The following is a 21,913-nucleotide window of genomic DNA, read 5'->3' as shown; positions in this document are numbered from 1 at the left end:
AACAAGAACGAGGCAAACACCGTGCGTACGTACACCCCGAAGCCCGGCGATATCAACCGCCAGTGGCACGTCATTGACGCCACCGACGTTGTCCTTGGTCGTCTCGCCAGCCAGACCGCAATCCTGCTGCGCGGCAAGCACAAGGCCACCTTTGCTCCCCACATGGACATGGGCGACTTCGTCATCATCATCAACGCCGAGAAGGTTGCCCTCACGGGCGCCAAGCTCGAACAGAAGCGCGCTTACCGCCACTCCGGCTACCCGGGTGGTCTGACCTCCGTCAACTACGCGGAGCTGCTGGAATCCAACCCGGTCCGCGCCGTGGAGAAGGCCATCAAGGGCATGCTCCCGAAGAACTCCCTTGCTGCACAGCAGCTGGGCAAGCTGAAGGTTTACCGCGGTGCAGAGCACCCGCACGCCGCCCAGCAGCCCAAGACTTTCGAAATTTCCCAGGTCGCCCAGTAGTCCTGGCCACCAACAACTTATCTATACAAGGAGAATCGTGGCTCAGAACGAAGAACTGACCACCGAGGCCGTTCCGGCTGAGGAAAACCTGACCAGCTACACCTCGGAAAGCGGTCCTGCGGAAGCAGAAGCGCCGAAGAAGGAACGCCCGGCACTGACCGTTGCCGGCGCAGCTGTTGGCCGCCGCAAGGAAGCCGTCGCCCGCGTCCGCATCGTCCCCGGCTCCGGCAAGTGGACCATCAACGGCCGCGAGCTGGCGAACTACTTCCCGAACAAGCTGCACCAGCAGGACGTCAACGAGCCCTTCAAGATCCTCGATCTTGACGGCGCCTACGACGTCATTGCCCGCATCCACGGTGGCGGCATCTCCGGCCAGGCCGGTGCACTGCGCCTCGGCATCGCCCGTTCACTGAACGAGATCGACACCGAGAACAACCGCGCCACCCTGAAGAAGGCCGGTTACCTGCGTCGTGACGCCCGCGTCATCGAGCGCAAGAAGGCTGGTCTCAAGAAGGCCCGTAAGGCTCAGCAGTACTCCAAGCGCTAATCACGCTTCCCGGAAGCCCGTCCCGCCACTCAGCGGGGCGGGCTTCTTTTGTTGGCCGGTGTTTATCGGGCTAACTCGTAATAAGCAGCCCCGCCAACTTGTTCGCCGACGAAATTTTCTCTCACCCAGAACAGAATCTTGGCTGACTCTCCACGGCCCTCCAACGTCAATGGCGGCAGATTCTGAAACGCGAGGGACTCAACCCGACCGTCCTTGACGAGGCCTTGGAACTGCTCCAGAGTCGGATACGGATCTGTGCCGTCGAAGCCACCCAAGGGGAGTACCGCGCGTCCGGACTGCAGTTGGTAGTTTGCGGCCGTCTCGGAACCGATTACCGCCGCAGCCCATGTCTGGCTCGGGGGAGTTTCCCGCAGGCGACGTATCAGTTCCGAGTCGGGCGAGTCGCCAAACATCACAGACAAGTAGCTGTCGGGGGTTTTGGGCGAGGCGCGTTCCCTGTCGTCCGTGCGCATGCCGAAAATGCTCGGCCCGGCAATGACGCCGGCACCCACATGGCCGCTCAGGACTGTGTTCACGGACCAAAGGACGGGGCCACAGAGGAGGACGGCTACCGAAATCATGCTGACCGCCCGTTTGATTACCTGTCCAGGCGGCCGCAGCAGTATCCCACCAATGGCAAGGCTCCACATCACGACGACAGCGACGGGGAAGCCCGGGAAATCCGCGGTGGACCTGACAGCCGTGACAAACGCGAAGACCATGCCAGCGGCGAATGTTGCGGCCGCCGCGAGACGAATATTGCTGTTGTCCAGACCCCGGAGGAAGTGCATTAAGGCCACCGCAGCCAAGCAACATAACGGAGGCACGGCGGAGAGCACGTAGTAAGGGTGCAGGATGCCGGACATGAATGCCAGGACCGTTGCCGAACAGCAGAACCAGACGGAGCACATTAGCAGGAGGACTCTTGACGTGAGTCCGCCTTCACGCCGCCTCAGCAACCACACTGAAATGCAAAGTCCAGCCAACGCCAGGGGCAGAAACCAACCGAACTGTCCTGAGAATTGAGGCTGAAGGAATCGTTGAAATCCAACGTCCAGCTTCTCATTTAGCCCGCTGCTGAGTCCGGAACCCATTGTTCGGCTTGCGTCCTCGCCCGTTAGTCGGTCCAAGCCGTTGTATCCCATGGTGAGTTCGATGACGCTGTTATTCCTCGAACCGCCGATAAACGGGCGGTCTGCGGGACTGGTCAACTGGACAATTGCTAACCACCATCCAGCTGCGATGGCGGACGCAGCTAGGGCCAGCGCCAAATGCAACAAGCGTCTGATGACTGAAACGCGTGTGAACACCAAGTAGGCGACGGCCACCCCAGGCAGGACCACGAGCACTTGTAGCTGCTTAGTCAGAAATGCCGCCCCCGTTAGCGCGCCCGCCAGCACGAGCCACCGCAGTTGGCCACGATCAATAGACTCTAAGGTGCAAAAGACAATGCCAATCATGATCAGCGTCAATAAGGCGTCCGGGTTGTTGTAGCGGAATATCACTGTGGACACTGGCATAACCGCCAAGAACGTCCCGGCGAACAGTCCCGTGGCCGCGTCCAAGCGCTTCTCCACCAAGCGATACAGAAGGTAGACGCTCAAGACTCCCATCACTGATTGTGGCAGGAGGAGGCTCCACGAACTTAGTCCGAACACCCGGGCCGAGAGCGCCATAATCCAGATGCTGAGAGGTGGTTTATCTACCGTGATCGCATTTCCTGGGTCCGAGGATCCAAATAGGAATGCAGTCCAATCGAGCGAACCCGACATAGCAGCAGCGGAGTAGTACGCATTGGCCCACCCGTTTCGATCCAGGCCCCAGGTGTAAAGAACCGCAGCGATCGTAAGAAGGGCCATCAACGCGGGACGCTGCCACGATGGGGATTCCTGAGGACCTCTGAAGAATTGAATGACAGGTTTCAACTTGGACGCTAGCCGCCAATGATCGCCTATTGCCGACGGCACGGCCTGTGCGGCTAGGCGACTCACAGTGCCGGCTCTTCGGATGGGGTCAGGTTAAGGGCATGCACCGGCTCATTGGAACCCCGCGTGCGAAACACCCAGAGCCGAAGCAGTACGAATCTCATCAGCGTAGCCAGGACGTTGGCCGCGGTTAGGACGATCAGCTCATGGCTTGGTGTTGCGTCCAAGTACACAGTGTGGAGTGCTGCCAGTGAAGAGGAAGTGATGGTCCAAGCCAGCAGAAACACGATCAGGCCCTGGAACTGTTGGGTGAAAAGCCTCGCTGGACCGCTGATGCCGAAAGTGAATCTGCGGTTGGCCGCGGTATTGCCGACGGCTGTTAGCAACAGCGACATGAAATTCGCCTGCTGCGCCCCCAGCGGTCCCTGAAGGATGAGGTAGAGCAAAGCGAAAGCGATGGTGGAGGCCGCGCCGACGAGTCCGAATCGCAGGACCTGACCAAAGAAGCTTGGCCGCTCCGGCGGAACAAATGGCCTGCGCCCAAGTTCCGCATAGATGGCCTGAACAGGAATGGACCCCTTCATGAGCGCGCCCCCAACCCTGACCAGGCCCCGGAGGTCATCCAAAGCCGTCTGCATAATGTCTACGCGGCTATCAGGATCGTCAACCCAGTCCACGGGTATCTCGTGGATCCGGAGCCCTGAGCGTTCAGCGATTATGAGCAGTTCGGTATCGAAGAACCAGCCGTTGTCCTCCACAAGCGGGAGTAGCTTCTTCGCTACGTCCGCTCGAATGGCCTTGAAACCGCACTGTGCATCCGAGAACTTGACCTGCATAGTCCGCTTGAGAAGGAAGTTGTAGCAACGGGATATGAATTCCCTTTTGGGGCCGCGGCTGACTCTGGAGGTAGCGCCCAACCTGGTGCCGATCGAGACGTCGGAGTGGCCGGACAGAAGAGGCGCAACCAGCGGCGGCAGTGCAGCTAGGTCCGTAGAGAGGTCGACATCGAGGTATGCCAAGACTTTTGCAGACGAGGCCCCCCACGCATCCCTCAGCGCAAAGCCCCGGCCTTTTACCTGGAGCCTGCGATATACAACGTTGGGCAGTTGCGCTGCCAAGCGCATGGCAATGGCGGCAGTATTGTCGGTGCTGGCATTATCCGCAATTGTAATTTGCCACGTTGAAGGCATGTCTTGCGATAAGTAATTGGAGAGCTTCGTGATGCTTCTTTCGAGCACCGACTCTTCGTTAAAGACCGGTACAACGATTTCGAGCGCCAGGCCCCCAGAGCTAGGTGTCATGCCTCGAATGCTAGAGAGACACTAGTAGCCCTGACGAGGGGTTTCGGGAAAGACGAGTACAAAGTGCGGCATATCCAAGTAGTCCAAACGAGTAGCCTCTTGGGGCTGCGTACTACCTGTGCATCACCTGTAGCCACAAGCGTGGTGAGGAACAACCCAGCCCAATGGGTCCATCGTCTAAACTTGACCCGATGTCTAGATTATTTGGAACAGATGGTGTCCGGGGCCTGGCTAACGGCCTGCTCACAGCAGAGCTGGCGATGCAGCTGGCGCAAGCGGCCGCCGTCGTACTCGGCCACGACCGCACAGCCAACGGCGCCCGGCCGCGCGCCGTGGTGGCTCGCGATCCGCGTGCCAGCGGCGAGTTCATCTCGGCGGCCGTCTCGGCGGGACTCTCCAGTTCCGGCATCGACGTCTACGACGCTGGCGTCCTCCCCACCCCTGCCGCCGCCTATCTGGTGGCCGACCTCAACGCCGACTTCGGCGTCATGATCTCCGCCTCCCACAACCCGGCGCCGGACAACGGCATCAAATTTTTCGCACGGGGCGGCCAGAAGCTGCCTGACGAGGTGGAAGATGCTATCGAGGCGCAGATGGGCAAAGATCCTGTCAGGCCCACAGGCAGCGACGTAGGCCGCATCCAGACCTTCTCCGACGCCGAGGACCGCTACATCGTCCACCTCCTCGGGACCCTGCCGCACCGCCTCGACGGGCTGAAAGTGGTCCTCGACTGCGCCCACGGTGCAGCCAGCGGCTGTTCACCGCAGCTCTTTAACGACGCCGGCGCCGAGATCGTGGTCATCGGCGCCGAGCCGGACGGCCTGAACATCAACGACGGCGTGGGCTCAACCCACCTCGGTGCCCTAAAGAAGGCAGTGGTGGAACACGGTGCCGACCTGGGCATCGCCCACGACGGCGACGCCGACAGGTGCCTTGCCATCGACCATGAAGGCAACGAGGTGGACGGTGACCAGATCATGGCCATCCTCGCCCTCGCGCTGAAGGAATCCGGCAAGCTCAAGGACAACGTCCTGGTGGCCACCGTCATGAGCAACCTCGGCCTGAAGATCGCCCTCCGCAACGCAGGCATCAGCATCCGCGAAACGGCAGTGGGGGACCGCTACGTTCTCGAGGAAATGCGCGACGGCGGCTACAACCTCGGCGGCGAACAGTCGGGCCACGTGATCTTCGCCGACCACGCCACCACGGGCGACGGCCTCCTGACCGGCCTGCAGCTGGCAGCCCAGGTGGCCCTCACAGGCAAGCCCTTGAAAGAGCTCGCCACAGTGATGACCAAGCTTCCGCAGCTGATGATCAACGTCAAGAACGTGGACAAGGCCCGCGCCGGCACCGATGAGGGTGTCCTGGCCGCTGTGGCAGAGGCTTCCGCGGAACTCGGCGAGACCGGCCGCGTGCTTCTGCGGCCGTCGGGAACCGAAGCCCTGGTGCGCGTCATGGTGGAAGCTGCTGACATGCCCACCGCCGAGCGCATCTGCAAGCACCTTGCCGCCGTGGTGGAAGAGCGCCTGGCAGTAGCGCCGGCCGTCTAACCCGGACCCCGAGAAACAAAAAAGTGGTCCGCCTCCAGCCGGAGGCGGACCACTTTTGTTATGCCCAGGAACCTAAGGCCGGCGGCTGTCGCTCTGGAGTGCGTCACGGATTTCGGTGAGGAGTGCGATCTGGGGGTCCTCGGCGGCCTCTTCCTTGACTTCGGTACCAATACCAAGCCGGCGGTTGCGGCGTTCGATCATGTGGTTCATCGGCATGATCACCACGAAGTAGATGGCTGAGGCGATGAGCAGGAACGAAATGATGGAGGAGATGACGGAGCCATACATGAATCCCTCCCACTGCATTTCTTCAATGCCCTTGGCGCTGAACAGGCGGCCGATCAGCGGAGTGAGCAAGCCTTCAACGATAGAGGTCACGACGGCGCTGAAGGCGGCACCCATGACCACTGCGACGGCAAGGTCTACGACGTTGCCCTTCACGATGAAATTCTTGAATCCGGTCAACATACGACCAAAGCTAGCGCGGCGTTGTGAACACGGTGTGACAAGAACGTAATTTCACGGGACGTGTCGCGGCTCACAAACGAGCGGCAAGCTACAAGTACGCCGGTGCCGCTTCCAGCCCGAAGTACTCCTCCAGCGTCGCGATGCCCTTGGCGGCCATGTCCGTTGCCGCCTCCACGCCGATGTACCGCAGGTGCCAGGACTCGTAGTAGTAGCCCGTGATCTGGTGGAACATCCAGGGGTACCGCACCACGAAGCCGAAGCGGTGGGCGTTGGCTTTGGCCCACACAGCGGCCGGCTGCTCGGCGAAGCACGGCTGGAAGCTGCACGCCCCGCCGCCGTCGCCGATGTCAAAGGCCCAGCCTGTCTGGTGCTCCGAGAACCCGGGCCTGGCCGAAGCCGTGTCCGCCTCGGCCTGCCCCCTGGACGCCACATAGCCGTTGTACGTTGCCACCTGCGTGCCGTAGGACCGGTAGCCGCTCGCGAGGGTCAGGGTGACTCCGTCTCCCGCCGCCGCGGCGAACATCTGCTCCGCGGCAGCCGCCGTCGTGCTGTTCAGCTGAGCCGACTCGCCCGAAACAGCAAGCGCAATGTTGGGCTGGACCAGGTCCGCCGGGACGTAGTCTGCGGGGGAGAGCGGCCGGTGCTTGTTGACCACCAGCCACGGACTGGCGGGATCCGTCAGCGAATGCTGCTGGGCCAGTCTGGCGGCGGGCGACGTAGGCGTCGGTGCGGCGCTGGGAGCCGGGGCCGCAGCCGTTCCCGGTTCGGTGGCGGCAGCGCTCGTCTCCGGCCCTACCGACGTGGACCCGGGGGACGACGGCGTAGCCGCCTGAGAGGCGGAGGCGGACGTTGCGGACGGGGAGGACGACGACGGCGGCCGGGTTCCGCCGTCGGGCGTGCAGGCTGCCAAAGCGGTCAGCCCGGCGCCGGCGGCCAGAAGCCTTGCGACAGCCCGCCGGCTCGGCGCCGCGGAAACAGGTACGGATTCAGCAGCCCCAAGAACCGCAGAACAGTTGTGGCACACCTGTGCTAGACCTTCCGCAGCAGCATGCGGCGGATGGAGTGGTCCGCTTCCTTGGTGAGCACCAGCTGCGCCCGGCCCCGCGTGGGAAGGACGTTTTCCTCGAGGTTGGGCTCGTTGATGCGCTTCCAGATGTCGCGGGCGGTAGTCTCGGCTTCCTCGTCGGACAGCGTCGCATAGCGGTGGAAGTAGGACTCCGGCTGGGCGAAGGCGGTGGTGCGCAGCTTGCGGAACCGGTCCACATACCATTCCTCGATGTAGGAGGTCTTCGCGTCCACATAGATGGAGAAGTCGAAGAAGTCGCTCAGCGCCAGCCCCTGCTTGCCGTCGTGGCGGGGACGGGCGGGGGCCAGGACGTTCAGGCCCTCCACGATCAGCACGTCCGGCCGGCGGACCACCACTTCCTTGCCGGGCACGATGTCGTACGTGACGTGGGAGTACCAGGGAGCCCGGACCTCTTCGGCGCCGCCCTTGATCTCACTCACAAAGCGGAGGAGCGCGCGGCGGTCGTAGGACTCAGGAAAGCCCTTCCGCTCCAGGAGGTGCCGGCGCTTGAGCTCCGCCAGGGGATACAGGAAACCGTCAGTGGTGATGAGCTCCACATTCGGCGTCCCGGGCCAGCGGCGAAGCATCTCACGGAGCACGCGCGCAATGGTGGACTTGCCCACGGCCACCGAACCGGCCACGCCGATCACAAAGGGCGTGCGCTGCGTCTGTTCGCCGAGGAAGGTGGTGGTGGCGGCGTGCAGCTGGCCCGCGGCCTCCACATAGAGGTGAAGCAGCCGGGACAGCGGCAAATAGACTTCGCGGACTTCCTTCATGTCCAGCGGATCACCGAGCCCTCTGAGACGGACCACGTCCTCTTCGTTCAGAGGTTGTTCCATCTGGGCTGCGAGCCGGGACCAGGTCTGCCTGTCCAGCTCCACGAACGGGGAGACGCCCTCTCCATTCGCTTCATTGCGTTGCAAAGTCACCCTAGAGATTCTGCCCTCCGCGACGCTGAGAGCGAAATGGAGGGCGTCGCATCCGCTGTAACGGAGCCCGGGAACAGTGCCGCCGGGGCCGAGCCAGACCTCAGCGGACCCCTACTCCATATAAGCTTGGGTCTATGTGTGGAATCGTAGGATACGTAGGCCATTCGTCAGGCCGGGTAAATGTTGGCCACGGCGCGTTGGACGTTGTCCTTGAGGGACTCCGCCGTCTGGAGTACCGGGGATATGACTCGGCGGGCGTTGCCGTGGTGTCGGACGGGACAATTTCGTCTCGCAAGAAATCCGGAAAGCTGAGCAACCTGCTCGCGGAACTGGAAGCGAATCCGCTGCCGGATTCCGTCACCGGGATCGGGCACACCCGCTGGGCCACGCACGGCGGGCCCACGGACCAGAATGCGCACCCGCACCTGTCCGACGGCGGCAAGCTGGCCCTGATTCACAACGGCATCATTGAAAACTACGCCGAGCTCAAGCTGGAGCTCCTTGAAAAGGGCACGGTGTTCGCGTCCGAGACGGACACCGAGGTGGCCGCGGCGCTGCTGGGCGATATCTTCCGGAACCAGCTGAACGGCGACGCCTCCAAGGGCGGGCTGACCAAGGCCATGCAGCTTGCCTGCCAGCGCCTGGAAGGCGCGTTCACGCTCCTGGCCGTGCACGCGGACCAGCCCGACGTCGTTGTGGCCGCCCGGCGCAACTCGCCGCTCGTGGTGGGCCTGGGCGAGGGCGAGAACTTCCTCGGCTCGGACGTGTCCGGCTTCATCGATTACACCCGCCGGGCCGTGGAGCTGGGCCAGGACCAGATCGTGACCATCACCGCGGACACCGTGGAGATCACAGACTTCTTCGGCGCCCCGGCCCACGGCAAGGAATACCACGTTGACTGGGACCCGGCCTCGGCCGAGAAGGGTGGCTACCCGTCCTTCATGGAGAAGGAAATCCACGACCAGCCCGACGCCGTGGCCAACACCCTGCTGGGCCGCTCGGACCTTGACGGCAAGCTGACCCTCGATGAAATGCGCATCGACCCGGAGCACCTGAAGAAGATCAACAAGATCATCGTGCTCGCCTGCGGCACCTCCGCATACTCCGGCCAGGTGGCCAAGTACGCCATCGAACACTGGTGCCGCATCCCGACCGAGGTGGAGCTCTCCCACGAGTTCCGCTACCGCGATCCGATCGTGGACGAGAACACGCTGATTGTGTCCATCTCGCAGTCCGGCGAGACCATGGATACCCTGATGGCCGTCCGCTATGCCAAGGAACAGGGCGCCAAGACCCTCTCCATCTGCAACACCAACGGCTCCACCATTCCGCGCGAATCGGACGCCGTGCTGTACACGCACGCCGGGCCGGAGATCGCCGTCGCGTCCACCAAGGCCTTCCTGGCGCAGATCACCGCCGCCTACCTGCTGGGCCTGTACTTGGCACAGCTGCGCGGCAACAAGTTCCAGGGCGAGATCAAGGACATCCTGGCCGACCTGGGCAAGGTCCCGGCGAAGATCCAGCAGGTCCTGGACCACGCGGACGAGATCAAGGAGCTGGCCCGGTCCATGTCCGGGGCCAAGTCGGTGCTCTTCCTGGGCCGCCACGTCGGGTTCCCGGTGGCCATGGAAGGCGCGCTCAAGCTCAAGGAACTTGCCTACATCCACGCCGAGGGCTTTGCCGCCGGCGAACTGAAGCACGGCCCGATCGCGCTGATTGAGGAAGGCCAGCCGGTATTCGTGGTGGTCCCTTCCCCGCGCGGACGGAACTCGCTGCACGCCAAGGTGGTCTCCAACATCCAGGAGGTCCGGGCCCGCGGCGCGAAAACCATCGTCATCGCCGAGGAAGGCGACGAAGCGGTCAAAGCCTACGCCGAGCACGTCTTCTACATCCCGGAGACGCCCACGCTCCTGGCGCCCCTCCTGGCAGCCGTTCCGCTGCAGATTTTCGCCCTCGAACTCGCCACAGCCAAGGGATACGACGTGGACCAGCCACGCAACCTGGCCAAGAGCGTAACCGTAGAATAAGCCGCATGATTGTTGGCATTGGCGTAGACGTCGTAGACATTGAACGGTTCGGCCGGCAGCTGGAACGGACCCCCGGGCTCCGTGACAGGCTGTTCGTTCCGGCCGAGCGGGAGCTGAACACCCGCTCCTTGGCCGCGCGCTTTGCGGCCAAGGAAGCCGTGGCCAAGGTATTGGGCGCCCCGGCGGGCATGAACTGGCAGGACTGCTGGATCGGCCTTGACCAGAACGGGCCCACCATCCAGGTCAAAGGCACTGTGCTGGCCGTTGCCGAGTCGAAGGGCGTCAAGCGCTGGCACCTTTCGATGAGCCACGACGGCGGAATCGCCACGGCGACCGTCCTCGCGGAAGGCTGATGCGGACTTTCACCTGACAGCCCTGCCGCGGACCCTGCACCGATTGGACTGAATATGATCAGCGCCTATACCGGAACCCAAATACGGGAGGCCGAAAAGCGGTTCTTTCAGGCAAGCCTGAGATCCGGCACGGGCGCTGTTCTTATGCAACGCGCAGCCTATGGGCTCGCCAATGCAGTGGTCCGTGAGCTTGTCTCGCGGGGGATCCGCCCCTACGGCGCCAGCGTTGCAGTCCTGGCCGGCAAGGGCAACAACGGGGGAGACGGGCTATTCGCCGCCGCTTTCCTGGCTGCCCGCGGAATGCGTACGACGGCGGTGCTCACGGCCGGTGACGCCCATCCTGACGGCCTGGCCGCCTTTGAACGCGCCGGCGGCCGTACCCTGATCCTCACCGACCACAACGCGGGCGAGCTGGCAGCGGCGGCTGGCGGAGCCGACGTCGTGATTGATGCGGTGCTGGGGACCGGCGCCCAAGGAGGCCTTCGCGGCGCCACGGCGTCCCTGGTCGAGAAGCTGAACGGCGGGGCCCACGGATTTGTGGTGGCCTGCGACATTCCCAGCGGCGTGAACGCGGACACCGGCGAGTCCTATGACCCGGTTCTTCCGGCGGATATCACCGTGACTTTCGGCGGCGCGAAGGCGGGCCTGCTTGCCGATCCCGGCGCCGACCATGCCGGACGCGTGCTGGTCATCCCCATCGGCATCGAAACCGAACTGCCGCTGCCGGTGCTGCGTCGCCTGGAATCCGCCGACCTTGCCCGCCTGCTGCCCTCGCCGGCGCGCCGCTCCCACAAGTACACCCGCGGTGTCCTGGGGATCGTTGCCGGCTCACAGCAATACCCGGGGGCCGCCGTGCTCGCCTGCCGGGGCGCCCTCGCGGCCGGGGCCGGCATGGTCCGGTACCTCGGCCCGCCCGAGGCAACCCGGCTCGTCCGGCAGGCATGCCCGGAGGTGGTGTGCGGGCCGGACGCCGTTGCTGACGCCCACGTCCAGGCATGGCTGGTTGGCCCGGGGATCGCCGACGGAGACGACGACCAGCTGCGCCGTGCGCGCGACGCCGTGGAGACCGGACTGCCCGTGGCTGCCGACGCCGGTGCGCTGCCGGCCCTTCCCGACGTCCTGCCACCGCAGGTGGTGCTGACACCGCACGGCGGCGAGCTGGCCCGGCTCCTACAGCGCTACGGGATCGACCTGGGGCGGCAGGGCGTTGACGGCGCCACGCTCGAGGCCGTGCGGCAGGCGTCCGAACGAACCGGAGCCACCGTCCTGCTGAAGGGCGCCACCACACTGGTGGCCCCGCCGTCGGGCCCGGTTTTCAGCCAGGCGGAAGCCTCGCCGTGGATGGCCACCGCCGGAAGCGGCGATGTGCTGGCCGGGATCCTCGGCTCCCTGCTCGCCCAGCATTCGGACGACGAGGACAAATTTGACGCGTGCGGGATCTCCGCGGAACAGCGCTGGGCGGCCATCGGCGCCATGGCGGCGAGCGTGCACGGCCGCGCCGGCACCCTAGCCTCTGCTGGCGGTCCCGTGACCGCCGGTGCCATCGCTGACTACGTGCCGGAGGTGATGAGGACGCTGTAACCATAGGGCGCAAAGCGCAGGAACCATAATAGTAATCCTACTTACTAGTAGTCTGTCTAAAGATTTGTTCGTTCGCACGAGGAGTACACATGGAAGTCTGGCCCGGATCGGCATACCCGCTGGGAGCCACCTTTAACGGCACTGGCACGAACTTTGCGCTGTTCAGCGAAAGGGCCGAGAAGGTGGAACTGTGCCTCTTCGATGACGAAGGTGCGGAGACCCGGATCGAGGTCCTCGAAGTAGACGGCTACGTCTGGCACTGCTACCTGCCCCACATCCAGCCGGGACAGAAATACGGGTACCGCGTCCACGGGCCGTACGATCCCGACTCCGGGAACCGGTTCAACCCGAACAAACTGCTGATGGACCCGTATGCGAAGGCTGTGCACGGCAAGATCGACTGGGACCCGGCGCTGTTCTCCTACAACATGGGCGATCCCGATTCCCGCAACGATGCCGACTCCGCGCCGCACATGATGATGGGTGTGGTGATCAACCCGTTCTTCGACTGGGACGGCGACCACCTGCCCCGCGTCCCGTATCACAAGTCCGTGATCTACGAGGCACACGTCAAGGGCCTGACGCAGCTGCACCCCGAGGTTCCGGAGGACCAGCGCGGCACGTACGCCGGCGTTGCCCACCCCTCCGTCATCTCCCACCTGCAGAAGCTGGGCGTCACGGCGATCGAGCTGATGCCGGTGCACCAGTTCGTCAACGACGGCATCCTGGAAGACAAGGGCCTCAACAACTACTGGGGCTACAACACCATCGGCTTCTTCGCCCCGCACAACAGCTACAGCTCCACCGGTGACACCGGCCAGCAGGTGCAGGACTTCAAGGCCATGGTCCGCTCGCTGCACCAGGCCGGCATCGAAGTGATCCTCGACGTCGTGTACAACCACACCGCCGAAGGCAACCACCTGGGCCCCACCCTGTCCTTCAAGGGCATCGACAACGCCGCCTACTACCGGCTCATGGACGGCGACGAGAAGCACTACATGGACTACACGGGCACCGGCAACTCGCTCAACGTCCGCCACCCGCACTCCTTGCAGCTCCTGATGGATTCCCTGCGTTACTGGGTCACGGAAATGCACGTGGACGGCTTCCGATTCGACCTCGCCTCCACCCTGGCGCGCGAATTCTATGACGTGGACAAGCTGTCCACCTTCTTCGAACTCATCCAGCAGGACCCGGTAGTGTCCCAGGTCAAGCTGATCGCCGAGCCGTGGGACGTTGGCCCCGGCGGCTACCAGGTGGGCAACTTCCCGCCGCAGTGGACGGAATGGAACGGCAAGTACCGCGACACCGTCCGCGACTTCTGGCGCGGAGAGCCGGCAACGCTCGGCGAATTCGCCTCCAGGATCACCGGCTCCGCCGATCTCTACGAGCACTCCGGCCGCCGTCCGGTCGCCTCGATCAACTTCGTCACCGCCCATGACGGTTTCACCCTGCAGGACCTGGTGTCCTACAACGAGAAGCACAATGATGCCAACGGGGAAGACAACAACGACGGCGAATCGCACAACCGCTCGTGGAACTGCGGGGCCGAGGGCCCCACCGACGATCCCAAGGTCCTGGGCCTCCGCGCCCGGCAGCAGCGCAACTTCATCGCGTCGCTGCTGCTCTCGCAGGGTGTGCCGATGATCCTGCACGGCGACGAACTGGGCCGCACCCAGCAAGGCAACAACAACGGCTACTGCCAGGACTCCGAACTGACCTGGATCAACTGGGATAACGTGGACCAGCCGCTGGTGGAGTTCACGGCTGCCGTGAACGCCCTCCGGCACAAGCACCCCACCTTCCGGCGCAGCCGCTTCTTCGACGGCAGGCCGGTCCTCCGCGGCGAGGGCGAACGGCTTCCGGACATTGAATGGCTGGACGTTGACGGCTCCACCATGAAGCCCGAGGACTGGGACAGCGGCTTCGGCCGCTCGGTGGGCATGTTCCTCAACGGCGACGGAATCCGCGGCCGGGACGAACGCGGCCGCCGCATCACCGACGTCAACTTCGTGCTCTACTTCAACGCGCACGACGACGAAGTGAAGTTCACGCTGCCGTCCGACGAATACGCTCCCGCCTGGGACATCATCATCGACACCGCGGGACACAACGCCGACACCGAACCGGTTGAAGCCGGAGACGCACTGCCCGTTGCCGCCAAGTCCCTCGTGGTACTCCGCGCCCACAGCGTTCCGGAAACAGAGCCGGACCACTCGGTGGCGGCATCGCTCGCGGCTCTGTCCCAGACCACCACCAGCGACACTGCGGCGCTGACCACACCGGCCCTCCCCGAACCCTCGCAGACCAGGAGGATAAAGGCGAAAGGCAAGGATTCATGAAGACACCGGTCTCCACCTACCGGCTCCAGATCCGACCCTCCTTTACCCTCCAGGACGCTGCGGCCCAGGTCCCCTACCTGAAGTCGCTGGGCGTGGACTGGATCTACCTGTCGCCGATCCTGACGGCTGAGAAGGGGTCGGACCACGGGTACGACGTCACGGACCCGTCCACGGTGGACCCAGACCGTGGCGGGCCCGAAGGTCTCGACGCGGTGTCCCGGGCTGCCCGGGCCGCCGGCATGGGCGTACTCGTGGACATTGTGCCCAACCACGTGGGGGTGGCGTCGCCTTACCAGAACCCCTGGTGGTGGTCCCTCCTCAAGGAAGGGCGGAAGTCCCGTTATGCGGAAGCGTTCGACGTCGACTGGGACTTTGCCGGCGGACGCATCCGGCTCCCTGTGCTGGGGAGCGACGACGAACTGGACAAGCTGGAAGTCCGCGACGGCGAGCTCCGCTACTACGACCATCGGTTCCCGCTGGCGGACGGCAGCTACACCGAAGGGGACGACCCCCGCGACGTCCACGCCCGACAGAACTACGAACTGGTGGGCTGGCGCCGCGCGGACAACGAGCTCAACTACCGCCGCTTCTTCGCCGTCAACACGCTGGCCGGCATCCGGGTGGAAGTCCCCCGGGTGTTCGACGAAGCCCATGCCGAAGTGGTCCGTTGGTTCCGCGAAGGGCTGGCGGACGGGCTCCGGATCGACCACCCGGACGGGCTGGCCGACCCGGAGGGCTACCTGCGGCGGCTCCGCGAAGCGACCGGCGGCAGGTACCTGCTGATCGAGAAGATCCTGGAACCAGGGGAGGAGCTGCCGGCTTCCTTTGAGTGCGAAGGCACCACTGGCTACGACGCCTTGGCGGACGTGGACCGGCTCTTCGTGGACCCTTCGGCGCAGGCGCCCCTTGACCGGCTCGACGGCAGGCTCCGCGGCGGAGAACCGGCGGACTACGAGGAGATGATCCGCGGTACCAAGCGCCGGATCACCGACGGCATCCTGCACTCGGAGGTCCTTCGGCTGGCGCGGCTTCTTCCGGCCGGAACGGTGTTGGATGGTGAGCAGGCCGCTGATGCGATCTCCGAGATCATCGCCGCCTTCCCCGTGTACCGGACGTACCTCCCGTACGGCGAGGAAGTCCTCAAGGAAGCCTGCAGCCTGGCTACGCGTAACCGGCCGGACCTCGCACCTGCGGTGGACCTGCTGCAGCCGCTGCTGCTGGATGCCGGTTCGGCGCTGGCGCAGCGCTTCCAGCAGACCTCCGGCATGGTGATGGCCAAGGGCGTGGAGGACACCGCGTTCTTCCGCTACACCCGGCTGGGCACCCTGACCGAGGTGGGTGCCGATCCCACCGAGTTCGCCATTGACCCGGCGGAATTCCACCACCGGATGGCGCGGCGCGAAGCCGAACTACCGCTGTCCATGACCACGCTCAGCACCCACGACACCAAGCGCAGCGAGGACACCCGGGCACGAATTTCCGTGATCTCCGAGTTCGTGGCGGAATGGGAGCAGATTCTGGCCAAGCTGCAGGAACTGGCCCCGTTGCCTGACGGGCCGTTGGCCAGCCTGCTTTGGCAGGCCATCGCCGGGGCGTGGCCCGCCTCCCGGGAACGCCTGCAGCAATACGCCACCAAGGCCGCCCGCGAGGCCGGCAATTCCACCGACTGGCTGGACCCGAACGAGGCGTTTGAGCAGAAGCTGGCTGCCGCCGTCGACGCCGCGTTCGACAACCCGGAAGTGCGTGCGGAACTGGAGGCCTTCGTGGCTCTCCTGGAACCGTACGGCGCCGCGAACGCGCTGTCCGCGAAACTGGTGCAGCTGACCATGCCCGGCGTCCCCGACGTGTACCAGGGCACCGAGTTCTGGGACCGCTCGCTCACTGATCCGGACAACCGCCGTACCGTCGACTTTGCCGCGCGGCAGCGGGCGCTGAACGCGCTCGACGCCGGCGAGCGTCCGGCGTCGTACCGGGACGACTCCGCCAAGCTGATGGTGACCTCACGGGCGCTCAGGCTGCGGCGGGACCGGCCTGAGCTCTTCACGGGCTATACGGCAATCACCGCTTCCGGGCCGGCCGCGGAGCACGTGGTGGCATTCAGCCGCGGCGCCGGTGAGTCTGCCGGCGCCCTGACGCTGGTCACCAGGCTGCCGCGCAGGCTGGAACAGTCCGGCGGCTGGCAAGACACGTCGGTGGAGCTCCCGGCAGCCGTGACAGACGAACTGACGGGCAGCAGCTTCGGACCCGGGCCGGTCCGCGTTGCGGACATCCTGGCCGGCTACCCCGTTGCACTGCTCGTTCCTCCAGCTGCTCCTGCCACCCACGGATCGGAGAACCACTGATGACGCTGCCCGCAAGCGGAAGCGGACGCTTCGACATCTGGGCCCCCGATGTCACCGCCATCACCTTGCTGGCTGACGGTACGGAGTACCCCATGAGCCAGCGCGACGGGGGCTGGTGGACGGCCCCGGACGCACCGGCTGACACGGACGTGTTCTACGGTTACCTGCCGGGGACGGACACCACCCCGGTGCCGGACCCCCGGTCCCGCCGCCAGCCTGAGGGCGTCCACTCCCTGTCCCGTACGTTCGACCCGTCCACCCATGAGTGGGCGGACGGGGACTGGGCAGGGCGGGAGCTCCAGGGTGCCGTCATCTACGAACTGCACATCGGCACCTTCACGCCCGAAGGAACGCTGGAGGCTGCAGCCGAAAAGCTTGGCTACCTCAAGGACCTCGGCGTCGACTTCGTGGAGCTCCTGCCGGTCAACGGCTTCAACGGCACCCACAACTGGGGTTACGACGGAGTCCTCTGGTACACCGTCCATGAGGGCTACGGCGGCCCGGCTGCGTACCAGCGCTTCGTGGACGCCGCCCACGGCGCAGGCCTGGGCGTCATCCAGGACGTGGTGTACAACCACCTTGGTCCCAGCGGAAACTATCTTCCCAAGTTCGGGCCCTACCTGAAGTCGGGGGAAGGCAACACCTGGGGTGACTCGGTCAACCTGGACGGGAACGGATCCGACGAGGTCCGCCGCTACATCCTCGACAACGCGGCCATGTGGCTCCGGGACTACCACGTTGACGGGCTGCGGATCGACGCCGTGCACGCCTTCAAGGACGAGCGCGCGGTCCACCTCCTCGAGGAATTCGGTGCCCTGGGCGACGCGGTGGCCGCGGAAACCGGCCGGCCGATCACCATGATCGCGGAGTCGGACCTCAACAACCCGCGCCTGCTGTACCCCCGCGATGTCAACGGTTACGGGCTGGAGGGCCAGTGGAGCGACGACTTCCACCACGCCGTCCACGTGAACATCAGCGGCGAGACCGAAGGGTACTACAGCGACTTCGACTCACTGGGCGCCCTGGCCAAGGTCCTGCGCGAGGGCTTCTTCCACGACGGCAGCTACTCCAGCTTCCGCGGCCGGCACCACGGACGGCCCATCAACACGTCGCTCGTGCACCCCGCCGCCCTGGTGGTGTGCAGCCAGAACCACGACCAGATCGGCAACCGCGCCACGGGCGACAGGCTCTCCCAGTCGCTGTCCTACGGCCAGCTGGCACTGGCGGCTGTCCTCACTCTGACGTCGCCGTTCACCCCCATGCTCTTTATGGGGGAGGAATACGGCGCCACCACGCCGTGGCAGTTCTTCACCTCCCACCCGGAGCCGGAGCTGGGCAAGGCGACGGCGGAAGGCCGCATCAAGGAGTTCGAGCGCATGGGGTGGGATCCCGCCGTCGTGCCCGACCCCCAGGATCCGGAGACCTTCAACCGGTCGAAACTGAACTGGGCCGAGGCCGCCGAGGGTGACCATGCCCGCCTCCTGGACCTCTACCGTGCGCTGACCGCGCTGCGCCGGACCACTCCCGAACTGGCCGGCCTGGAATTCACGGACACCGTGGTGGACTACAGCGAGGACGAGCGCTGGCTGCGGTTCCGGCGCGGCGACGTTCAAGTGGCCCTGAACTTCTCGGAGCAGGCGGTCAAGCTCGGGGACACTGCGGGCTCAGTGCTGCTCGCCACCGATGAGGCTACGGCTTTGGACGGCGGGTCGCTGGTGCTTGCTCCGTGGAGCGCGGCCATCCTGAAGGGCTAACGCGCTTCTGTTGCCGATTGTTCGTTGTTGTGCCGCGGGCTGTCTATGGACTGTTTCTGTCAGCCCGCGGCGTAACAACGGACTTGTTGGCTGTAGCGTGCATCACAGCTGGCAGGATTGCAGGTATGACTTATTCTGCAGCGGACAACCGCTATGAATCCATGCCCTACCGCCGCGTGGGACGCAGCGGCCTCAAACTTCCGGCCATTTCCCTTGGCCTTTGGCACAACTTCGGCGACGACAAACGCTTCGATGAGCAGCGCGCTATCCTCCGCCGCGCCTTCGACCTCGGCGTCAACCACTTTGACCTGGCCAACAACTACGGCCCGCCGGACGGCTCGGCGGAAACCAATTTCGGTCGCCACCTGCAGGACGACTTCAAGCCGTACCGCGACGAGCTGGTCATCTCCACCAAGGCCGGCTACTACATGTGGCCGGGCCCGTACGGCGAGTGGGGATCCCGCAAATACCTGATCTCCAGCCTGGACCAGTCGCTGCAGCGCATGGGCCTGGACTACGTGGACATCTTCTACAGCCACCGCCCCGATCCGGAAACCCCCATGGAGGAAACCATGGGGGCGCTGGACTACGCCGTACGCTCCGGCAAGGCCCTGTACGCGGGCATCTCCTCGTACACCCCCGAGCAGACCCTCGAGGCCGCCCGGATCCTGAAGGAGCTCGGCACCCCGCTGCTCATCCACCAGCCCAGCTACTCGATGCTGAACCGCTGGACCGAGAACGGCGCCCCCAACCTGTACGAGGCGCTGGACCAGGTGGGCGCAGGTTCCATTGCGTTCTCCCCGCTCGCCCAGGGCATGCTGACGGACCGCTACCTGAACGGCATCCCGGCCGATTCGCGTGCCGCCAAGGAACGGTTCCTGTCTGAGTCGGCCCTCACCGAGGACAAGCTGGACAGGGTCCGCGGGCTTAACAAGATTGCCGCCGGCCGCGGGCAGTCGCTGGCTCAGATGGCCATCGCCTGGATCCTCCGCGACCAGCCCAAGGGGTCGCCTGTAACGTCCGCGCTGGTGGGCGCGTCCAGCGTCAAGCAGCTGGAAGACACGCTGTCCGCCATCAACAACCTGGCGTTCTCCCAGGAGGAGCTGAAAGCGATCGACGAGTTCGCCGTCGAGTCCGACATCAACCTCTGGGCCCAGAAGTAGCGCCCGCCTAACTGAGCCGCGCGTAACAAAGGCGCGCGTAACAGAGCCGCCGGGGCCGGCCGGGAACAACTCCGGCCCCGGCGGCGTTGGCTACAATGCAAGGGCGCCCAATGGCGCCGTGCCCATCAGCCGCCGTCGCACATCAGAGTGCAGCCGCGCCGGGCACTGAAGTTTGTTCTCAAAGGAGTTCCGTGTCTTCAAATCCGATTCGTGTCGCCATTGTTGGCGTAGGTAACTGCGCTGCTTCCCTGGTCCAGGGTGTCCATTACTACCGGGATGCCGACCCCCAGGCCACGATCCCCGGTCTGATGCACGTGGAGTTCGGCAAGTACCACGTCAATGACGTTGAATTCGTTGCAGCCTTCGATGTGGACGGCAAGAAGGTCGGCGTCGACCTCGCCGACGCCATCCTGGCCAGCGAAAACAACACCATCAAGATCGCCGACGTTCCCCCCACCGGTGTAACGGTCCAGCGCGGCCACACCCTGGACGGCCTCGGCAAGTACTACCTCGAGACCATCGAGCAGTCCCCAGCAGAGCCGGTCGACGTTGTCCAGGCCCTCAAGGACGCCAAGGTCGACGTGATGGTCTGCTACCTGCCCGTTGGTTCGCAGGAAGCCGCCGAGTTCTACGCCCAGGCCGCAATCGATGCGGGCGTGGCCTTCGTCAACGCCCTGCCGGTGTTCCTGGCCGGCACCAAGGAGTGGGCCGACAAGTTCACCGCTGCCGGTGTTCCGATCGTGGGCGACGACATCAAGAGCCAGATCGGTGCCACCATCACGCACCGCGTCATGGCCAAGCTGTTCGAAGACCGCGGCGTCACGCTGGACCGCACCTACCAGCTCAACGTCGGCGGCAACATGGACTTCAAGAACATGCTGGAGCGCGACCGTCTCGAGTCCAAGAAGATCTCCAAGACCCAGGCCGTCACCTCCAACGTCGAAGCCGAACTGGCTGCCAAGGACGTGCACATCGGTCCGTCCGACTACGTCCAGTGGCTCGATGACCGCAAGTGGGCTTTCGTCCGCCTCGAAGGCCGCAACTTCGGCGACGCCCCGGTGTCGCTGGAATACAAGCTGGAGGTCTGGGACTCACCCAACTCGGCCGGCGTGATCATCGACGCCATCCGTGCGGCCAAGATCGGCCTGGACCGCGGCATCGGTGGCCCGCTGCTCTCCGCGTCCAGCTACTTCATGAAGTCCCCGCCGGAGCAGTTCAACGACGACCTCGCCCGTGAAAAGGTCGAGGCCTTCATCCGCGGAGACCTCGAGCGCTAACCACGTTCCTCCCGCCTGCGACGCTCTCTCACTTATGGTGGGTTTTGGCGTGACGCTCTCTCACTTTTGGTGGGTTTTGGCGCGGCGCTCTCTCACTTTTGGTGGGGGAGCGCCGTGCTTTAAGCGTCCTGTTCGTACCGTCGGATCGCGTGGCTGGCCTGGGCAAGGGCCAGGAGCCTCAGCAATAGCTGGCTGTGCATGTGCATGCCGACGGCGGCCGTGAGAATAAGCTCATCGACGCTGTCCGGGGCCGTCGTGGCCGCAATGTCGACCCCGGCGACGTCGTCCATGGCCTTGCTGTAAGTGTCCAGGAGCTCGCCGGGCACCCGGATGTTGACGCTCTCCATCAGCTCCAGATGGGCATTCAGTGCGTTCCGGGCGTCACTTGGGGAATCGGGCCAGCCCCTGAGACGCACGACGGCGTCAGCCGGCCGAGTGCCGACCTCGCCACTAACCGTGGCGTAGGAGTCCAACTCAAGCACCACGCGCTGAACCGCCGCCAAGAGCTCAAGGCGCGAGGCACCGTCGTCGGCCATTCTGAGGATGCCGCGAATCTGTTCGATGTTCAGTCCGACTATCCGGCGGAGCGCCTGGATCAAATCGAGGCGCTCGACGTGCCTCGCTGAATATTGAGCGCGCGTTGCGTGGACGGCCGCTCCGGGCGGCAGGAGGCCCTCGCGCAAGTAGTACTTGATGCTTGCGGCCGAGACTCCCGACTGCTCGCTCAATTCCTTCAGCTGCATTCCGGACATCCTTCCTGCGAGGGCCGGAAGCCATTGGATAGCAGACCCGGCACCAACTATCCTGATGTACACGTATTGGA

At 64.7% G+C, this 21,913-nt stretch carries 17 protein-coding genes; 11 read left to right on the top strand and 6 right to left on the bottom strand.

From position 1 onward, the window contains the following. The first annotated feature begins 21 nt into the window (after positions 1-21). Both rplM and rpsI read left to right on the top strand, forming a co-directional pair. The gene (rplM, locus tag AC07YR_RS06250) at positions 22-465 is read left to right on the top strand and encodes a 50S ribosomal protein L13 (protein WP_011692756.1); all 444 of its coding nucleotides are present in this window, start codon (positions 22-24) and stop codon (positions 463-465) included. A 37-nt stretch (positions 466-502) separates the two neighbouring features. Continuing rightward, a complete protein-coding gene (gene rpsI, locus AC07YR_RS06245) occupies positions 503-1,012 on the top strand; it encodes a 30S ribosomal protein S9 (protein WP_436058216.1) in 510 nt (169 codons plus the stop codon). A gap of 62 nt (positions 1,013-1,074) precedes the next feature. Here rpsI and AC07YR_RS06240 read toward each other — a convergent pair whose 3' ends face one another. Further along, positions 1,075-2,784, bottom strand: coding sequence for an ArnT family glycosyltransferase (locus AC07YR_RS06240; protein ID WP_494733547.1), 1,710 nt, complete (start codon positions 2,782-2,784; stop codon positions 1,075-1,077). A 215-nt stretch (positions 2,785-2,999) separates the two neighbouring features. Then, positions 3,000-4,238, bottom strand: a complete 1,239-nt coding sequence (locus tag AC07YR_RS06235) for a bifunctional glycosyltransferase family 2/GtrA family protein (RefSeq protein ID WP_494733457.1) — start codon at positions 4,236-4,238, stop codon at positions 3,000-3,002. Between the two features lie 191 nt (positions 4,239-4,429). Here AC07YR_RS06235 and glmM point away from each other — a divergent pair, with 191 nt between their 5' ends. After that, positions 4,430-5,788 (top strand): phosphoglucosamine mutase, encoded by a 1,359-nt coding sequence (gene glmM, locus AC07YR_RS06230; protein WP_494733456.1) that lies wholly within the window; start codon positions 4,430-4,432, stop codon positions 5,786-5,788. A 72-nt stretch (positions 5,789-5,860) separates the two neighbouring features. Here glmM and mscL read toward each other — a convergent pair whose 3' ends face one another. From mscL to coaA, 3 genes are all read right to left on the bottom strand, one after another. Next, positions 5,861-6,256, bottom strand: a complete 396-nt coding sequence (gene mscL, locus AC07YR_RS06225; RefSeq protein ID WP_494733455.1) for a large conductance mechanosensitive channel protein MscL — start codon at positions 6,254-6,256, stop codon at positions 5,861-5,863. A gap of 88 nt (positions 6,257-6,344) precedes the next feature. Then, the gene (locus tag AC07YR_RS06220) at positions 6,345-7,280 is read right to left on the bottom strand and encodes a M15 family metallopeptidase (RefSeq protein ID WP_494733454.1); all 936 of its coding nucleotides are present in this window, start codon (positions 7,278-7,280) and stop codon (positions 6,345-6,347) included. A gap of 5 nt (positions 7,281-7,285) precedes the next feature. After that, positions 7,286-8,251, bottom strand: a complete 966-nt coding sequence (gene coaA, locus AC07YR_RS06215) for a type I pantothenate kinase (RefSeq protein WP_082506671.1) — start codon at positions 8,249-8,251, stop codon at positions 7,286-7,288. Positions 8,252-8,385: 134 nt separating this feature from the next. On the opposite strand from coaA, the gene glmS reads away from it, so the two are divergent. The 8 genes from glmS (at position 8,386) to AC07YR_RS06175 (ending at position 21,090) form a co-directional block, all read left to right on the top strand. Next, complete coding sequence (gene glmS, locus AC07YR_RS06210) at positions 8,386-10,278, top strand: glutamine--fructose-6-phosphate transaminase (isomerizing) (protein WP_494733453.1); 1,893 nt, start codon at positions 8,386-8,388, stop codon at positions 10,276-10,278. Positions 10,279-10,283: 5 nt separating this feature from the next. Beyond that, positions 10,284-10,631, top strand: a complete 348-nt coding sequence (locus tag AC07YR_RS06205; RefSeq protein ID WP_011692749.1) for a holo-ACP synthase — start codon at positions 10,284-10,286, stop codon at positions 10,629-10,631. Positions 10,632-10,685: 54 nt separating this feature from the next. Continuing rightward, on the top strand, positions 10,686-12,212 hold the full coding sequence (locus AC07YR_RS06200; protein WP_494733452.1) for an NAD(P)H-hydrate dehydratase: 1,527 nt from the start codon (positions 10,686-10,688) through the stop codon (positions 12,210-12,212). A gap of 89 nt (positions 12,213-12,301) precedes the next feature. Continuing rightward, on the top strand, positions 12,302-14,554 hold the full coding sequence (gene glgX, locus AC07YR_RS06195) for a glycogen debranching protein GlgX (protein ID WP_436058210.1): 2,253 nt from the start codon (positions 12,302-12,304) through the stop codon (positions 14,552-14,554). After that, a complete protein-coding gene (treY, locus tag AC07YR_RS06190; RefSeq protein WP_494733451.1) occupies positions 14,551-16,896 on the top strand; it encodes a malto-oligosyltrehalose synthase in 2,346 nt (781 codons plus the stop codon). Before glgX ends, treY begins: the two co-directional genes overlap by 4 nt. Beyond that, positions 16,896-18,650 carry a malto-oligosyltrehalose trehalohydrolase gene (treZ, locus tag AC07YR_RS06185; RefSeq protein WP_494733450.1) on the top strand — a complete coding sequence of 585 codons (1,755 nt, stop codon included), beginning with the start codon at positions 16,896-16,898 and terminating at the stop codon, positions 18,648-18,650. Before treY ends, treZ begins: the two co-directional genes overlap by 1 nt. Before the next feature lie 125 nt (positions 18,651-18,775). Beyond that, entirely contained in the window at positions 18,776-19,813 is a 1,038-nt protein-coding gene (gene mgrA, locus AC07YR_RS06180; protein WP_436058207.1) for an L-glyceraldehyde 3-phosphate reductase, read from the top strand. 191 nt (positions 19,814-20,004) lie between these two features. Next, on the top strand, positions 20,005-21,090 hold the full coding sequence (locus AC07YR_RS06175) for an inositol-3-phosphate synthase (protein ID WP_055797022.1): 1,086 nt from the start codon (positions 20,005-20,007) through the stop codon (positions 21,088-21,090). A 119-nt stretch (positions 21,091-21,209) separates the two neighbouring features. Here AC07YR_RS06175 and AC07YR_RS06170 read toward each other — a convergent pair whose 3' ends face one another. Then, the gene (locus AC07YR_RS06170; RefSeq protein ID WP_494733449.1) at positions 21,210-21,833 is read right to left on the bottom strand and encodes a MerR family transcriptional regulator; all 624 of its coding nucleotides are present in this window, start codon (positions 21,831-21,833) and stop codon (positions 21,210-21,212) included. Positions 21,834-21,913 lie beyond the last annotated feature (80 nt).

The sequence above is a fragment of the Arthrobacter sp. GW460-12-1-14-TSB2 genome (assembly GCF_059423525.1).
The sequence above is the reverse complement of the archived record's forward strand: the minus strand, read 5'-3'. Positions and strand labels throughout refer to the sequence as shown.

What these genes read in the sequence shown, in the direction of transcription:
- AC07YR_RS06240 (WP_494733547.1), bottom strand. Translation starts at nt 2,784, where the DNA reads ATGTCGGGTTCGCTCGATTGGACTGCATTCCTATTTGGATCCTCGGAC.
- AC07YR_RS06235 (WP_494733457.1), bottom strand. Translation starts at nt 4,238, where the DNA reads ATGACACCTAGCTCTGGGGGCCTGGCGCTCGAAATCGTTGTACCGGTC.
- glmM (WP_494733456.1), top strand. Translation starts at nt 4,430, where the DNA reads ATGTCTAGATTATTTGGAACAGATGGTGTCCGGGGCCTGGCTAACGGC.
- mscL (WP_494733455.1), bottom strand. Translation starts at nt 6,256, where the DNA reads ATGTTGACCGGATTCAAGAATTTCATCGTGAAGGGCAACGTCGTAGAC.
- glmS (WP_494733453.1), top strand. Translation starts at nt 8,386, where the DNA reads ATGTGTGGAATCGTAGGATACGTAGGCCATTCGTCAGGCCGGGTAAAT.
- AC07YR_RS06205 (WP_011692749.1), top strand. Translation starts at nt 10,284, where the DNA reads ATGATTGTTGGCATTGGCGTAGACGTCGTAGACATTGAACGGTTCGGC.
- AC07YR_RS06200 (WP_494733452.1), top strand. Translation starts at nt 10,686, where the DNA reads ATGATCAGCGCCTATACCGGAACCCAAATACGGGAGGCCGAAAAGCGG.
- glgX (WP_436058210.1), top strand. Translation starts at nt 12,302, where the DNA reads ATGGAAGTCTGGCCCGGATCGGCATACCCGCTGGGAGCCACCTTTAAC.
- treY (WP_494733451.1), top strand. Translation starts at nt 14,551, where the DNA reads ATGAAGACACCGGTCTCCACCTACCGGCTCCAGATCCGACCCTCCTTT.
- treZ (WP_494733450.1), top strand. Translation starts at nt 16,896, where the DNA reads ATGACGCTGCCCGCAAGCGGAAGCGGACGCTTCGACATCTGGGCCCCC.
- mgrA (WP_436058207.1), top strand. Translation starts at nt 18,776, where the DNA reads ATGACTTATTCTGCAGCGGACAACCGCTATGAATCCATGCCCTACCGC.
- AC07YR_RS06170 (WP_494733449.1), bottom strand. Translation starts at nt 21,833, where the DNA reads ATGCAGCTGAAGGAATTGAGCGAGCAGTCGGGAGTCTCGGCCGCAAGC.